A 14,676-nucleotide genomic window follows, 5' to 3' on the forward strand; every position below is an offset into this window, starting at 1 on the left:
TCCTCCGGCGGGGAGTCCGGCTTTGGTATCGCTAGTCGCTGAGGAGGAGGACCCTGATGGCCACCCTCTATGTTGACGTTCACATGCGCGTGACTTGGGCGGCCCGACAGGAGTTCGCCAGTGTCCAGCTCGAGCTGCTGTTGCCGAAGTGACTGTGCCCTTTGCCAGGTCAAGGCGGCGGCGCCGTCGCGCCCACGCGGTGCTCCCCCGCGAACTGCGGCCTGGGGGCCGGTCTCGCGCGGAGGTGACCGTCGGGCCAGACTGGTCCCGAAGAAGGACACATCCGAGGTGCGGCTAGAGCCGCGCTTCCAAACGCTCCTGGAACGGGGTGTAATCGCATCCAGGAAACAGCCGGGGGAAGACCTCAAGCATGTTGCGCAGATTCGTCACGATGTCATGAAACCCTGGTTTCCCCAGCTCCATTTCAGCGAACAGAAACTCCCAGCCGCGAGCCCCTCTGGTGGCGAGCAAGGCGTCCATGTACTCACCGTAGGTGAGATCGAGCTTGGTGCAGGTCACGGGGTATGGGTGACCGGGGTACGGCCCAGTGTCGGCATGCTGGTCGTCGAACCAGATTTCGACCGGGCCGGCATCTGGCTGCACGCGCAAGTGGGTCAGGTGGCCGCTCCCTGTGCCCCGGGAGCCCGCGATGCACCGTAACTGAGAATAAAAGCGACGTTGGAACTCTGAGGTCGGGTACCCCATGGGCACATCGCCCTGCTCGACCACATCCAACAGCGGAAACACATCGAACTCGCCGTGGACGCGGAGAAGCGGCCCGGTCGTCTGCCACGCGATGAAGAACTCCGAGAACCGGAGCTGGTGAGACACCAGCCCTCCAGCCATGGACACATTCTCCCACTCGGGGCGATATTCTCCCAGGTCATCACCGATCGCCGGGCGTAGCCCTTCGCCTACCCCTGCGCTGAAGACCTCGAAGTGCGGGCTTTGTTGAATCTCCTCAAAAGAATCCAGGTGCAATCGTTCGTACGAGGTGAGACCCTCCACGGCTGCCTCCAATAGCCAAACTGTTGATATCGGGACATGATGCCGGATCTCTGCGTCAAAGATTCCCAATCTCGCCCGCGAGGTCGGTACCTCATAAGGCCGGCAGCAGGCCAGAACCCGCCTCCGGCGGAGGACGGAGCTCCGGGATGATCACCTCGACCAGTCCGGAAATCGGTGAGCTGAAGTGGAGCCCGAGCGCTTGGAGGAGCCCGAGTCCACCGACCTGGCCTGTTCCAGTTAGCAGTGCCGATGCGATCGCAGGCGTCGATGGCGAGGCCACCGTCTCCGGCACACGATTCGATCACGACGGTACGGCTGTCGCGCTCGACGTCCTCGATGTCAGCGGCCCACACGTCTCCGACCGGAGCACTGCGTTTCCTGCTCGACGGGCACCACGAGCCGCTGGCCGCCGCCGGGGACGGGGCGCTCGATACCGTTGCTGTCGTTCCTCTCCATGGGCAGTTCGCGCGGCTCCGCACCCTAATTGAGGGGTGCCACGAGGGGAGGCATGGCAGGGTATCGGGGTGATTGAGCGACTCCCTGGAAACGTGGCCGAGGCGATCGCCGCCGAACAGGCCGGTCAATCGTTGAAGTTCCTCTACTTCTGGGGCCACCAGACCCTGCGCCCCGGCTGCCTGTCGCAGTGGTGGCCGGTCACCTTCACCGAGGACGGGCAGACGTACGGCTCAGCCGAGCACTACATGATGGCGCACAAGGCCTGGCTGTTCGACGACCGCGAAACCGCAGCCAAGATCCTTGCTGCCGGGCATCCGGGCGAGGCCAAGAAGCTGGGCCGCGCCGTACGGGACTTTGACGAAGAGGTCTGGGACGCCCACCGGTTCGACATCGTGGTGCGCGGCAACATCGCCAAGTTCGGCCAGCATGCCGCGCTGAAGGAGTTTCTGCTTGGCACGCGGAACCGGGTGATCGTCGAGGCCAGCCCCCTCGATCGGATCTGGGGGATCGGCCTGACCGCCGATGACGAGCGAGCCGCCTCTCCTGCGACGTGGCGGGGGCTCAACTTGCTGGGCTTCGCGCTGATGGCCGCGAGGGAGACACTGGCGTGAGTTTCGGCCACGTCGCCGTGCTGAAGCGGTCGGCTTCAGGCTCGTCGATGGCCGTGCGCGATGGGGGTCGCCCACCGCGACAGCGTGTCGCTAGATCACCCGGGGCTCGTTGTCCGCCGGGTCCACCGGGACGATCTCCTCCACCGTCACCCTGTGGTCGCGGCCGTTGTGATAGCCGAACGACTGGCCGGGCTCGCCGGCGAGCTGTGTGAGGGTCGCGTGCGGAGCCTGGTCGGCGTCGATCTCGCCGTCCTGGATGGAGAAGCTGTAGTGGCCGCCCGCGCCGGCGTCGGCGTCGATCACCGTGTGGAGCCGGTCAAGCCGAATCCTGGAGGGGACCTGCACCCGGAGCGGCTGGGGTCCATCGACACGCAGGATGGCCCGCCCTCGGTCGGAAACGGCTGGTCGCGGAATCCGGGCCGTCCACAGCATTTCTTGTACTTGCGCTGAGAGATGCACCAGCAGGGCGTGTTGCGCTCCGGCGGCCAGGAGATCGCGTCCCGGTCCGGCAGCGTAGACAGGTAGGCCAGCCGTGTACTTCGACGTCGGGGGTCGCGTCCCGTCCGCTTGGCGAACGCGTCGACCTCCGCCAGGTCGATGGCGACCACCGAGACCTTGCCGAGCTCGGCCGAGTCGTGCAGCGATACTTCCAGCTCGCGACGGTAGTCCTCGTGGTCGAGGGGGAATGTGGCGTCGAACAGCCCTTCGGCCAGGCCCTTGGCGTACTCCCGTGGGGGCAGATAGGCCATCCGGAACCTGGAGCGCACGCCACCCAGCGCCCGCTTCCCTGAGGGCGTGGCTGCGCTGAGCAACTCCTCCATCGCGCGGCGCCACGGTCGGTCTGCCCCTGTGTTCGGCGAGGAAAGCCGGAGCCAGGTAGTAGAAACGGATGTCGCGGCGCTCCGGCAGCAGGAGTGACATGTCGCGATGGAGGGCCTCCATCTCGGCCAGGCCCTCGGCGTCGCGGTGGGCCGCGCGCAGGGCACCCAGGGCGAAGCGCTGGTCGGGGTGGGCGTTGAGTACCTCGGTCAGCGGCTCGACCGCGTCGTCGAGTTCGTCGTCGTCATAGAGCTCGACAAGTTCCCATGCGAGCTCGAACACCCCGGGAACACCCTGGCTGCGCGGGTCCAGCAGCACCTGCAGGACCGTCTCCCTGCCGCAGACTCGTTGGTGACCTCGCCGGACTCGTCCAGCTCGCCGAACTGCTCGTAGACGGCGTCGAGCACCTGCGCGGACTTGAGGGGGTGGAAGAACATGTCGGGGAGCATGGGCTCATTTCCATGACGCGTGGGTACCGTGAGCCGTTCTTGGCTGAGGTCGGCGGAGTGGCATGAAGCAGCCTGCTCGCAGCGTCACGAGATCGTGGATGCCCGTCATGGCGCGCCGGGCCGCCAGGCGATGGTGAGCAGATGGCCGCTCATCCCCAGCAGCGACGGGACGGACTCCATCGAGCGCTGGGCATCGAGCAGCAGCGTGCGGCGTTCCGGATCGTCGAGCCACTCGTCGATGTCGCCGTACAGCCAGAAGGCGCCCTCGAGCCCGTACCGCTCGGCGGCGGGAAGTCCTGCGTCGGCGAACTCGCCAGGGACCTCGTCGGGGTCGTGGAAGTAGGCGGGGAACCCGCGCCCTGGTGAGAGCATGATCCCGTTCTTCGCGGCCGCGTGCGCCGCCTCCCGCTGTCGCTCCTCGGTGTACGCGCCCGTGTGAACCATGTCGTGCACGGCCGCGTAACGGTTGATGGTCGCGGCGGCCACCAGTCCGCCTGGCCGTACGGCGCGGCGAGCCTCGGCCAGCGCCCGCACCCGGTCGGAACGCTCGGCCAGATGGTAGAGCGGGCCCAGCAGCAGGACCGCGTCCACGCTCGCGTCCGGCACCGGAAGCTCCCGCGCGTCTCCCAGCCGCGCTGTCACCCCGGCCAGCTCCGAGGCCCGCTCCACGTGCAGCGGGACCGGATCCAGCAGCTCGACCTCGTAGCCGTCGGCGACCAGCCACTCGGCGTGCACCCCTGTGCCGCCTCCCACGTCGAGCACCCGTGCCGGAGCGGGCCGCAGCGATCGGCGCAGCACATCCTGTGTCCGCCAGAACTCCAACCGGTCACGCCCTTCACGAAGCCGGCCGTGTTCCCTGTCCTGTTCGTAGTAGGCGAGCAGCTCCCGTGTCACCGTCATACTCGATCATGTCGTGGGCCGTGCGCTGCGGGCAAACGAGTTGCTCTCCAGCCGTTCCGTGGCCCGATTGACTGGTCGAGTCCCGCTCTTTGGGCTGACCTTGAGGCGTTTGCCGTGCGGTCGGCCAAGCCGGAGGTCCACGGGCCTCCGCCCCCGCCCCGCGGTGACGACGCCCACGTCCCGCCCCGGCACATCGAGGCCCGCCTCACGGACGGCGCATGGCCCCCGTCAGCCGAGAGGCCGGCTTGCCCACGCCTCTGCGAGGTCGTCGTCGGGCATGCCGCTTCCTTGACGATCCCGCTCATGACGGCACGGTTTCACTTCGACAGAACTCGGATACATTACGCAAAGTAGCGCATCGCTACTCATAGTCACCAAGGAGAGTACGTTGATCAAGTCGATCATCCTGATTCCGGCACTCGCCGCGGTAGCGGCCGTCTTCCCCGGCACGGCCGGCGCGACCACAGGCGACCCGTCGCCCTACGAGGTCGTCGAGATGACCGGGGCTCAGGAGGTTCCCGGTCCCGGCGATCCGGACGGCGTGGGCATCTTCGCCTGGAAGGTGAAGGACAAGTCGCTCTGCTACGTCATCACCGCCCACAACATCGACCCCGCGACCGCGGCGCACATCCACAGGGGCGAGGCAGGAGTGGCGGGTCCGATCGTGGTGACGCTGGAAGCGCCCACCGACGGCTTCGCGAGCGCCTGCATCCGCGTCGAGAGGCGCGAGACGCCTGAAAACGCCGACACCACGCTGACCCGCGAGGAGCTGCGGGAGATCGTCCGGAATCCGAGCCAGTTCTACACCAACGTCCACAACGAGCCGTTCCCGGATGGCGCCATCCGTGGCCAGCTCGGTGATGCCGTCTAGGTCGCGTCTGAGCGGCCCCGTAGCGACCGGGTAGAGATCCCGTAGTCGCCCGCCCAGCGGCTGGCCGTACGGGCAAGCTGTCCCGTCCAGCGGCTTCTCGATGACGTTAAGTGACCGCTTCACGGAGTCTGGTGCCGGATTCCGTGAAGCAGCACCATCTGTATCGACTGGCTGCGAAAGTCGATGGGCGCGCGTGCTCTACCGGTATTGCCGGCTCCGAACCGGAGGTTCGGAGCTGCGGGTCACCGGGGTCGGTGGCCCTTCTTCTTACGGCTGGCCGGTACGGCCCGGCGTCCGGAGCCGTTCTGGGCGGGTTTCTGGGCCTGCCGCTGTGCCGGTTTCTCCGCAGAGGAGGCGGGGGTACGGCCCCGCGAGCTGTTCACCGTCCGGCCGCGGACGACGCCGATGAAATCCTCCACCAGGTCAGTGGTCGCGTCCGTGGGCCAGGCCAGCGCGACCTGAGACTGCGGCGCGTCCGTCACCGGCCGGTAAGTGAGGTCCCTGCGGTGGTGGAGGCGTGCCAGCGACTGCGGAACCAGGACAAGCCCGGTGCCGGCCGCCACCAGCTCGACGGCCTCCGCCGTGGTGGCCGGGCGGCTGAACGCGGGCAGCCCGGGCCGGGCCGTCCAGTCGATGGTGTCGTCCAGAGGATGGAACACCTCGTCGTCGGTCAGGTCGGCGATGGTCACCTCGTCGGCGGCGGCCACCGCGTGGTCCTTGGGCACCACGACCACCGTGGTCTCCACGTAGAGAGGGATCACGCTGAGCCCCTCGCGGTCGACCGGCAGCCTCACGAATCCGGCGTCGGCGCCGCCGTCCCGCAGAAGTCGCACCACCTCGGCGGCGGCGACCTCGACCAGGGTGATCGGCACGCTGGGCATCCTCTCGGTCCAGACGTTGACCCATTTGGCGGGGGTCACCCCGGGCACGTACGCCAGCCGGAACACCCTGCCGATCTCCCCATCAGTCACTTCCTCAGGGTACCGATGTCAGGGGAACCCGTTCCGACTGACTACTCTCGACGCCATGACCTCGCCCAAACCGAAGACCATCCAGACGATGAAGCCCGAGACCGCGGCCAAGAAGCTGGGGGTCCTCCTCTCGGCCACGCCCGCCGAGTTCCAGGCGGGTGTCGTCTCCAGGGACGAGCTGAACGAGTTGCAGGCCAAGCCACCCGCCTGGCTCGCTGACCTGCGCCGCAACGGCCCGCACCCCAAGCAGGTCGTCGCCGCGAAGCTCGGGATCTCCATCTCCGGCCTGGCCAGAGGCGGGATCACCGGACCGCTCACCACCGCTGAGATCGATGAGCTGAAGGCGGAGAACCCGGCATGGCTGGAGCGCGAGCGGTCCGTCCAGGCCGAGGCCCGCAAAGAGGCACTCCGCCTCAAGCAGCGCTAGGCAGCTGAGATCCCGCACGGCTCAAACCGGAGACGAGCTCGTCCGATGAGCCGCCAGGCAGTCCTCGTTGCCCTGTGGAACCAGAGAACTCACGCACTGGCACCAGGCGATGCGGTCCGCGCCGGGTCAGACAGCACACCTGCGACAAGAGCTCTGTTTCCGATCGCGGAAACGGGCCATGAGCCACGACGGCCGTCTCAGAACGGCTGGCCAACTATGGTGACCGACCATGAGGACCCTCATCGTCGGCGGCAGTGGCTTTCTCGGCAGCGAGCTCGCTCGACAGTGTTCGCAGGCAGGACACGAGGTGGCTGCGACGTACCTGACCCGAGCTGGAGAGACCGCCGACGTTGAGTGGTTGCCGCTCGACGTGCGCCGACGAGAGAACGTCGATGAGCTGATCTGCGCCTTCCAGCCGGAGGCGGTCATCCACGCCGCCTTCCGGCAGACGGACTGGACGGCCACGGCGACCGGCGCGGCGAACGTGGCTCTCGCCGTCTCCATGGCGGGTGCACGCCTCGTCCATGTGTCCAGCGACGCGGTCTTCTCCGGCGCGGCGATTCGCTACGACGAGACGTGCGTCCCTGACCCGATCAGCCCGTATGGCGCGGCCAAAGCCGCCGCCGAGACAGCGGTGAGCGCGATCGCGCCGGCTGCGGTGGTAGCCAGGACCTCCTTGATCATTGGCGACGATGACTCCTCGCACGAGGCCCTCGTGCGTTCGCTTGCCACCGGCAGCGCTCGAGGAGTGCTGTTCACCGACGACGTGCGGTGTCCAGTACATGTGGCTGACCTTGCTGCGGCGCTCCTGGAACTTGCCGCATCCGGGTATCGCGGCATCCACCACGTCGCCGGAGCCGATGCCGTGAGCCGATACGAGCTTGGGCTGCTCATCGCTCGCCGCGATGGCCTCGACGCGGACCGTTTGCCTCCAGGCCGGCGGGCGGACACCAGGTCGCCCGGCCCCATAGACGTGCGCCTGGACTGCGCCATGACCCAGCGACGGCTTCAGACCAAGTTGCGCGGCGCACGGCAATTTCTGGGTGACGGTCAGTGGTGATCGCGACAAGCCGTGCTCGGCGCACCGGACTCTCTTCGCCATCAGGCCATCGCGTATCCAAGGCAAGGGCAAGCGGAGGATCTTCGTCGCGAATCGGTATCGCGTGTGGTACTTCGGCCTGGGTGCAGCCCGCTGTCGGTGACGGAAGTTGGCGGCGTCCCAGCAGGCCTTGCTGGTCCTGGGCCACCGGCGTAACGGCGACACCTACGCCCGTCTGACTGCCGGCTTCGCCAACAGCACCACACGACAGGGCGTTACGTCCGTGAAAGCGTGGACCTGCTGGCGACGCCGGCCGACGATGTGCACGCCGCCGTCAAGCGCGCCGCCCGGCTGGCCTACGCCATCCTGGATGGCACTCTCATCCCGATGGACCGCCTCGCCGACGAGCGGCCGTACTACAACGGCAAACGCAAGCAGCATGGGATGAACGTGCACCTTCTGGCCGACCCCGCGGGCCGGCTGGTGTGCGCCTCACCGGCAGTGCCGGCGCCGTCCACGACGTGGGTGCCGCTCGCGCGGTGGCCTTGATCGACGCATTGACCGTTGCTGGCGTGAAGACGTTCGCGGACAAGGGCTATCCCGGTCTACATCGTCCAACTCCTCGGCGAGAGTCTGCCGAGGCCGGGCGGCGGACCAGGAAATCGGCCCTGGCATGCCGTCGCCATGGCACTCCGCCGCGGTCGCTGACCTGCCGCAGTCAGCATGCCGCCGTAAGGGACGAGCTCTATGATCAGGTTCGTCCTGATCGTTGAAATCCGGAGAAGATGTCAATCACATGCGCCGTGCCATGGTCCTTCTTGGCGGCGTCGCCCTCGCCGTCGGCGCGTTCGCCCTCTTCTACCGGGGCCCGGGACAACCGTTCATCCGCGGTTACGTGAGCGACGTCGGCGCCACCATGCTGGTCTACGCGTTCTTGGGGCTGCTGTGGCGCACCACCGCCGCACGCCGCACCCTGGCCACGGCCGCGATCGCCGCCGCCGTCGAGTTCTACCAAATAGTCGGCATGACCCCGCCGGGCATCGGCGGTGTCCTGGTCGGCGCGTTCCCCGACCCATGGGACCTGATCGCCTATGCCATCGGTGTGGTCGCGGCCCTGGCCTGGGAACGCCGATTGGTCCGATCCGGTGATCAGACCGGCCGACTCCCGGACTCCACCCCACCGGCACGCTGACGGTACGGACGCCCCCAGCGGCGAGGTCATCGGGTTCGTCCTGCGCGGCGGCCAGCCGTTGCTGAAGGTGCTCATCTGGGCGAAGAGCGAGCCGCTCAGCTCTGGCAGACGGCACAGTCCTCGAGCAGTCAGCCACCACGACGGTCGTCGACGGTGACGACCAGGCCAGGCCATCCGTCCGCAAAACGGCGCAGGTCGTCAGCGAGTGGGGGCAGGTGCCCGCAGGGCAGAAAGTGCACGGTCGTCCCTGTGGCGCCGTCGCCGGCGACGGCCTCCAGACCGGTGACGGGGACGCCGTGCTCGTACCGCTGTGCCCAGGACCCGTTCACGCGGCGGTTGGTGTGGATGAGCCACTCGCTGAGCGCGGCGACGACGGACATACCGCGGCGCGGATGCCCGTCAGGAAGTGTCTCCGCGCCTGGGTCGTCGAAGAAGCGCAGGTCCTTGGACGACATGACGGGCTTCTTCACCGGCCGCCCCTGCTCATCGAAACGGGTGTCGGTGCCCCGCCCCTCGTCGGCCACGGACACCGAGCCGTCGAGGTGGAGGGTGACGGTGCAGCGTCCAGCGCCCGTGCTCGCCGCCTCGTCGGCCGGGTGGGCGAGGACTTCGAGGATCAAGTGCCGGACGCCGCCGGGGGCGAACTCCGCCGGGTTCCCCTGGATGCGGGCGAGGTGGCCGAGGTCGACGTCGGTCGCCCAGTCATGGGTGGTGTTACGCCAGGAGGATCGGGATGCGCCCACCACAGCACCCTGGTCACGGCTCAAGAGACGTTGAAGGACACTACCTCGCTGAGGCAGGAGCGTTGAGCTGACCGTTGCTTGATCGGGGCTGTCGTTGGGTGGCCACCCTCCTCATCCGCGTTCACAGACGTGTTGCGACGCGGATCAGGTCAGCAACTGCACGAAGGCGGCTGTGCGGCGGCCAGGCGATCACCGTTGTCACGGGCGGAGCGTCCAGGACCGGCACGGCGGCGAGGTCCCGGCGCTGGCTGGCTCGGGAGTGACCACAGTTGTACGGCCGAGCGCGATCAACTGGGCGGTGGCGGACGGTGTGCTCGGTGTGAACCATGACCCAACGCGTGGTCTCTCGCGTGGGAGCCGTCCGAGTGGGGTCCCGAGTGTCCCTGAGGTAGTCGGTGCCAGGCGGGCGGGAATGCCCTGGGCGCGCCGCCGCTCGGCGGTTGGCGGCGTGCCCAGGGAGGCGACCGCCCGGATGGGGCGGTCGGTACGCGTCACGTCCGCGGCGGGGAAGGCGCCTGACGAGGCGTCGGAGGGAAAGGTCCGACGCCCTCCAGCGGACAGGGGTGACGCGGGTCAGCCGGCCGGCTCGGCGAGGCGCCGTCCGGACAGGTCGCCGGAGGGGCGCCACGCACCCTCGGGGTCGCCGGTGGCGACCTCGAAGCACGACACGGTGTTGACCACAGGAGCTCCAGCCGTCGAGTTTCTCGAACAAGGCAACGATAAATCGCGAAGGCGACAACCCTATGTCGGTGTTTCGAGCCATTAATCGAGCAGAGTGCCGTGAACGATCATGTCAGGGACGTCCGTCACGTAGCCCTCGAGCGGCCGGTCGGGACAGCGCTCGTCGCTGACGGAGGCGCTCGCGATGCGGTCGAGCCTGAAGACGCGGACGTCGTCGCGAAGGCGGCACCAGGCCACCAGGTACCAGAATCCGCCCCGGCCGCCCAGAAAGACCCCGGGCTCGACGTCGCGGGAGGTGAGCGCGCCCTTCCTGTCGGCGTAGTCGAGGCGCAGGACGCGGCGGCGCAGCAGGGCGTCCTCGATGACGCGGGAGACGCCCGCGCGGCCGAGCGGCTGGATCTCCTCGCCTGTCTCGACGGGGGCGACGAGCTGGACGCGACTGGCGAGCTCTCGCGCCAGCTCACCCTCCGAGCCCGGCATCGCGGCGACGACCTTGCGCAGCGCGCTGCGCGCCTGGCGGCCGAACGGCTGGTCGCCCGCCCTGCTGAGGGCGATGGCGATGGCGACGGCCTCGGCGGGGGTGAAGTTGAGCGGCGGCAGCGAGTGGTTCTTGTCGACCGCGTAACCACCGCTGCGGCCCGGCTCGGCGTAGATGGGCACGCCCGACTCCTGAAGGGCGGCGATGTCGCGCTCGATCGTGCGCACGCTCACCTCGAAGCGTTCGGCGAGCTGGCGCGCTGACCGGCACCTGGGAGAGATCGCGCGCAGGTCCTCGACAAGCGCGTAGAGCCGATCGGTACGGTTCACAACCGGCACGCTACGCGCCGCCACCGACATTTCACCCCGTCGCGCCCTCGGGGTGACATGACTCTTCCCCGAACGGCACTCTCCGTGACCACACCGCGCGCAACCGCCGTCCGCTCACGATCAGCACAGAGTCAGGAGGTCCACTCCAGGACTCGCTCCAGGGGCCAGGTGTTCACCACGCGCTCGGCCTCGACGCCGCACAGGGCCGCCCGCTCGCACCCGAAGCGCTGCCAGTCGAGCTGGCCCGGCGCGTGCGCGTCGGAGTCGATCGAGAACACGCAGCCCATCTCGTAGGCCAGCCGCAGCAGCCGCTTGGGCGGATCGAGCCTGTCGGGCCTGGAGTTGATCTCGACGGCCACCCCGAACCTGCGGCAGGCCTCGAAGACCAGCTCCGCGTCGAAGTCCGACTCGGGCCGCAGCCCTCCGCGCCTGGTGCCGCCCTTCACGATCCGGCCGGTGCAGTGGCCGAGCACGTCCACGTTCGGGTCGGCGATCGCCGTGACCATCCTGCGGGTCATCTCGTGGGCGTTCATCCGCAGCTTGGAGTGCACGCTCGCGACCACCACGTCCAGCCGTCCGAGCAGCGCGGGGTCCTGGTCGAGGGTGCCGTCGACGTTGATGTCCACCTCGATGCCGGTGAGGATCCTGAACGGCGCCAGTTTCTCGTTCAGCTCGGCCACCCTGTCGAGCTGCCTTCGCAGGCGGGCGGGCGACAGTCCGTTGGCGACGGTCAGGCGGGGCGAGTGGTCGGTCAGCGCCCAGTACTCGTGACCGAGCTCCCTGGCCGAGGCGGCCATCTCCTCGATCGGCGAGCCGCCGTCCGACCAGTCGGAGTGGCTGTGCAGGTCGCCCTTGAGCGCGGCCCGCAGCACGGCGCTGTCCGAGTCGAGGTCCGCGCCCACGGTGGCCTGGAGTCTGCGCAGGTAGGTGGGGGTCTGGCCGTCGAGCGCCTCGGTGATCGCCAGCGCGGTCACCTTGCCGATGCCGGGCAGGTCGGCGAGCGCGCCGGCCTGCGCCAGCCGTACCAGCTCGTCGGGAGGGAGGTCCGCGACCACGGAGGCGGCGCGTCTGAAGGCCCGCACCCTGTAGGACGGCTCGCCCGCCCGCTCCAGCAGAAAAGCGATGTCACGCAGTGCTTTGACCGGTTCCATGCCGGTTGAATACCCGAGGGGAACCCGGCACTTCACCTGCCCGTTGTTCCAGTCATAAAGCACCGATAAGCTCTGGAGCCCCATGGCAGAAACCCGGAAATCGTCCAAGGCGATCACACTGACCGCGCTCGGAGTGGTCTCGGTGCTGGTGGTCGGGTACTGCTCCGCACAGAACGACGACTACGAGGAGGTCGGCGCGGACTGCGTCGATCTCGACACCCGGTTGCCTGACGGCTCCTACCAGGTGGTCGACGACGACTACTGCGACGAGGCGCGCGGCTCGCACCACGCCTACGGCTGGTACTACGGCGGCGTCAGGACCGGCGCGCGGGTGCTGCAGGGCTCCACCGTACGGCCCGCCGAAGCCCGCATCACCAGCAGGAACGGGCACGTCATCCAGAAGGGCGGCTTCGGCGGCAGAGGCGGAGGCGGCAGCTGATGCGCCGGGCGCTCTCCTCGCGCTCGGTCTCGCTCGGCGCCCTCGTGGCCTTGTCCTCGGCCGTGCTGACCGGCTGCGCCTCCCCCGAGCCCTCCCCGACCATCGAGTACGCCGCTCCGTACGACGACTCCGCCGAGGACGAACCCGTCGACGACGCCGAGGAGGAGCCCGTCGACGACGCGGGCGAGACCCTCGAAGAGGACGACGAAGACGACTTCGAGGAGGTCTTCGAGGAGGACGAGGTCGTCGCCACGTGCGTCGAGCGCGACAGCGAGGACGACGACTCCTACGAGGTCGTCGACGACGAGAACTGCGACGGCGTGGGCAAGCACGGCGCCTACCTCTGGTACTACGGAGGCACGACGACGAACGGCGGCAGGATCTCCGGCGGCACCACCGCCCGCCCCCGCGACGTATCCATCGTCACGGAAGGCGGCGACGAGCTCACCCGCTCGGGAAAGATCTCCACCAACGGCTTCGGCAACCGCACTTCGACGGGATCCTGATGCGACGCGAGCACGCCACTCCCCGCGAGGGCTGGGAGAAGATCATCGAGGGCCAGGGCCTGGCCTTCCACCGCTCGGTGCAGGCCACGCACCTGCCCCGTCCCTACTGGGACGAGTCCGTCCACTACGTCTTCACCATGGAGCAGGTCCTCGACCTCGAAGCGCAGGTCGAGGAGTTGCACCGGATGTGCCTGGCCGTCGTCGAGCACGTGATCGCCGAGCGGCGCTTCGCCGACTTCGCGCTGCCCGAGTGGACCTGGCAGGAGATCACCCACTCGTGGGAGCGGCGCGACCCGCACGTCTACGGCCGCTTCGACCTGCGTTACGACGGCGTCTCCCCGCCGAAGCTGCTGGAGTACAACGCCGACACCCCGACCTCGCTGCTGGAGTCGAGCGTCGTGCAGTGGTACTGGCTGCAGGACCGCTTCCCCGGCGACGACCAGTGGAACTCCATCCACGAGCGCCTCATCGACAGGTGGCGCGAGCTGGTCCTGCCCACGGGGCCGACCCACTTCGCCTGGACGAACATGGACGAGACAGGCGAGGAGGCGATGACCGTCGCCTACCTGCAGGAGACGGCCGACCAGGCCGGGCTGAAGACCGTCGCCATCGCGATGGAGGACATCGGCTGGGACCCTCTCAACAGGCGCTTCGTCGACACCGGCGGGCGGGTGCTCCGCTCTGCCTTCAAGCTCTACCCGTGGGAGTGGATGCTGGCCGACAGGTTCGGCGAGCACGCCGTACGGCACGCCGCCTCCACCACCTGGATCGAGCCGCTGTGGAAGGCGCTGCTGTCGAACAAGGCGCTGCTCGCGCTGCTGTGGGAGCTCTATCCGGGCCACCCGAACCTGCTGCCCGCCTATCTCGACGGCCCCCGCGAGCTGACCTCCTACATCGTCAAGCCACTCCTGGGAAGGGAGGGCGCCTCCATGCAGATCGTCTCGCCCGACCACCAGGCGCGGACCGAAGGCTCCTACGGCGCCGAGGGCTTCGTCTACCAGGGCTTCGAGGCGCTGCCCTCCTTCGAGGGGCAGCGGCCCGTGCTGGGCGCGTGGATGGTCGCCGACGAGTCCGCGGGACTCGGCATCCGCGAGACGGCAGGATTGATCACCGACGACACCTCGTCGTTCGTCCCCCATCGCATCGAGCTGTAAAGGCACCCCATGTCCCCTCTGGTCGACCACCTGCTCTCCGGCGCGCTCGCCATCGCCGCCTACGCCGTCCTCGGCATGATCCTGCTGATCATCGGCTTCTACGCCATCGACCTGGCCACGCCTGGCAAGCTCAGCGCCGTGATCAAGCACGAGCGCAACCCCAACGCCACGCTGCTTGCCAGCTCGGGCCTGGCCGCGGTCGGCCTGATCGTCGCCGCCTCCATCTGGTCCTCGGGCGGCGCGCTGCACGAGGGGCTGCTGGCGACCGCGGTGTTCGGGCTGGTCGGCATCGCCGTACAGACGGTGGCCATGCTGGTCTTCGATCTGGTCGCGGGCATCTCGGTGCGCGAGCTGGTCAAGCAGAGCGACCTTCAGCCGGGCGCCCGCCTGCTCGCCGTCACCCACCTGGCCATCGGGCTCATCACTGCCGTCGCGGTCATCTAGCGCCCCTC

At 68.5% G+C, this 14,676-nt stretch carries 18 protein-coding genes and 1 pseudogene; 11 read left to right on the top strand and 8 right to left on the bottom strand.

The window, feature by feature from the left end:
- Nucleotides 1–294: 294 nt before the first annotated feature.
- A complete protein-coding gene (locus tag FHR33_RS13625) occupies nt 295–1,008 on the bottom strand; it encodes a hypothetical protein (RefSeq protein ID WP_183646833.1) in 714 nt (237 codons plus the stop codon).
- A 548-nt stretch (nt 1,009–1,556) separates the two neighbouring features.
- Here FHR33_RS13625 and ybiA point away from each other — a divergent pair.
- Nucleotides 1,557–2,075 (top strand): riboflavin biosynthesis intermediates N-glycosidase, encoded by a 519-nt coding sequence (gene ybiA, locus FHR33_RS13630; protein WP_312895519.1) that lies wholly within the window; start codon nt 1,557–1,559, stop codon nt 2,073–2,075.
- A gap of 90 nt (nt 2,076–2,165) precedes the next feature.
- Here the strand turns inward: ybiA and FHR33_RS13635 are convergent, their stop codons facing one another.
- Together FHR33_RS13635 and FHR33_RS13640 are read right to left on the bottom strand one after the other, a co-directional pair.
- Nucleotides 2,166–2,378 (bottom strand): plasmid pRiA4b ORF-3 family protein, encoded by a 213-nt coding sequence (locus tag FHR33_RS13635; protein ID WP_183646836.1) that lies wholly within the window; start codon nt 2,376–2,378, stop codon nt 2,166–2,168.
- The gene (locus FHR33_RS13640) at nt 2,375–2,896 is read right to left on the bottom strand and encodes an SEC-C metal-binding domain-containing protein (RefSeq protein WP_183646839.1); all 522 of its coding nucleotides are present in this window, start codon (nt 2,894–2,896) and stop codon (nt 2,375–2,377) included. The genes FHR33_RS13635 and FHR33_RS13640 overlap by 4 nt, the downstream gene beginning before the upstream one ends.
- A gap of 106 nt (nt 2,897–3,002) precedes the next feature.
- On the opposite strand from FHR33_RS13640, the gene FHR33_RS13645 reads away from it, so the two are divergent.
- Nucleotides 3,003–3,287 carry a hypothetical protein gene (locus tag FHR33_RS13645; RefSeq protein ID WP_183646843.1) on the top strand — a complete coding sequence of 95 codons (285 nt, stop codon included), beginning with the start codon at nt 3,003–3,005 and terminating at the stop codon, nt 3,285–3,287.
- Nucleotides 3,288–3,448: 161 nt separating this feature from the next.
- On the opposite strand, the gene FHR33_RS13650 is transcribed toward FHR33_RS13645, so the two are convergent.
- On the bottom strand, nt 3,449–4,243 hold the full coding sequence (locus tag FHR33_RS13650) for a class I SAM-dependent methyltransferase (RefSeq protein ID WP_183646846.1): 795 nt from the start codon (nt 4,241–4,243) through the stop codon (nt 3,449–3,451).
- 388 nt (nt 4,244–4,631) lie between these two features.
- Between FHR33_RS13650 and FHR33_RS13655 the strand changes: the two genes are divergently transcribed.
- Nucleotides 4,632–5,114: a CHRD domain-containing protein gene (locus FHR33_RS13655; protein WP_183646849.1), complete on the top strand. Its 483-nt coding sequence runs from the start codon at nt 4,632–4,634 to the stop codon at nt 5,112–5,114.
- A 242-nt stretch (nt 5,115–5,356) separates the two neighbouring features.
- On the opposite strand, the gene FHR33_RS13660 is transcribed toward FHR33_RS13655, so the two are convergent.
- Nucleotides 5,357–6,085 (bottom strand): LysR family substrate-binding domain-containing protein, encoded by a 729-nt coding sequence (locus tag FHR33_RS13660; protein WP_312895520.1) that lies wholly within the window; start codon nt 6,083–6,085, stop codon nt 5,357–5,359.
- A 55-nt stretch (nt 6,086–6,140) separates the two neighbouring features.
- Here FHR33_RS13660 and FHR33_RS13665 point away from each other — a divergent pair, with 55 nt between their 5' ends.
- From FHR33_RS13665 to FHR33_RS13680, 4 genes and pseudogenes are all read left to right on the top strand, one after another.
- Entirely contained in the window at nt 6,141–6,512 is a 372-nt protein-coding gene (locus FHR33_RS13665; RefSeq protein WP_183646852.1) for a DUF5997 family protein, read from the top strand.
- A gap of 229 nt (nt 6,513–6,741) precedes the next feature.
- Entirely contained in the window at nt 6,742–7,572 is an 831-nt protein-coding gene (locus tag FHR33_RS13670) for an SDR family oxidoreductase (protein ID WP_183646855.1), read from the top strand.
- 142 nt (nt 7,573–7,714) lie between these two features.
- Nucleotides 7,715–8,156, top strand: a pseudogene (locus tag FHR33_RS13675) (transposase family protein); the annotation flags it as partial.
- Between the two features lie 191 nt (nt 8,157–8,347).
- Nucleotides 8,348–8,743, top strand: a complete 396-nt coding sequence (locus tag FHR33_RS13680; RefSeq protein WP_183646858.1) for a DUF2809 domain-containing protein — start codon at nt 8,348–8,350, stop codon at nt 8,741–8,743.
- Between the two features lie 128 nt (nt 8,744–8,871).
- Here FHR33_RS13680 and FHR33_RS13685 read toward each other — a convergent pair whose 3' ends face one another.
- From FHR33_RS13685 to FHR33_RS13695, 3 genes are all read right to left on the bottom strand, one after another.
- The gene (locus FHR33_RS13685) at nt 8,872–9,486 is read right to left on the bottom strand and encodes a hypothetical protein (RefSeq protein ID WP_221241086.1); all 615 of its coding nucleotides are present in this window, start codon (nt 9,484–9,486) and stop codon (nt 8,872–8,874) included.
- Nucleotides 9,487–10,248: 762 nt separating this feature from the next.
- Nucleotides 10,249–10,974, bottom strand: coding sequence for a helix-turn-helix transcriptional regulator (locus tag FHR33_RS13690; protein ID WP_183646863.1), 726 nt, complete (start codon nt 10,972–10,974; stop codon nt 10,249–10,251).
- Between the two features lie 131 nt (nt 10,975–11,105).
- Nucleotides 11,106–12,125: a PHP domain-containing protein gene (locus FHR33_RS13695; RefSeq protein ID WP_183646866.1), complete on the bottom strand. Its 1,020-nt coding sequence runs from the start codon at nt 12,123–12,125 to the stop codon at nt 11,106–11,108.
- Nucleotides 12,126–12,207: 82 nt separating this feature from the next.
- On the opposite strand from FHR33_RS13695, the gene FHR33_RS13700 reads away from it, so the two are divergent.
- From FHR33_RS13700 to FHR33_RS13715, 4 genes are read left to right on the top strand one after another with little or no spacing between them, the layout of a single operon-like run.
- Nucleotides 12,208–12,564, top strand: a complete 357-nt coding sequence (locus tag FHR33_RS13700; protein ID WP_183646869.1) for a hypothetical protein — start codon at nt 12,208–12,210, stop codon at nt 12,562–12,564.
- On the top strand, nt 12,564–13,070 hold the full coding sequence (locus tag FHR33_RS13705; protein WP_183646871.1) for a hypothetical protein: 507 nt from the start codon (nt 12,564–12,566) through the stop codon (nt 13,068–13,070). The genes FHR33_RS13700 and FHR33_RS13705 overlap by 1 nt, the downstream gene beginning before the upstream one ends.
- A complete protein-coding gene (locus tag FHR33_RS13710) occupies nt 13,070–14,224 on the top strand; it encodes a glutathionylspermidine synthase family protein (protein ID WP_183646874.1) in 1,155 nt (384 codons plus the stop codon). Before FHR33_RS13705 ends, FHR33_RS13710 begins: the two co-directional genes overlap by 1 nt.
- A 9-nt stretch (nt 14,225–14,233) precedes the next feature.
- Entirely contained in the window at nt 14,234–14,668 is a 435-nt protein-coding gene (locus tag FHR33_RS13715) for a DUF350 domain-containing protein (protein WP_183646876.1), read from the top strand.
- The last annotated feature ends 8 nt before the right edge of the window (nt 14,669–14,676 follow it).

Origin of the sequence: Nonomuraea dietziae, from assembly GCF_014195505.1 — a bacterium.
GTDB lineage: Bacteria > Actinomycetota > Actinomycetes > Streptosporangiales > Streptosporangiaceae > Nonomuraea > Nonomuraea roseola.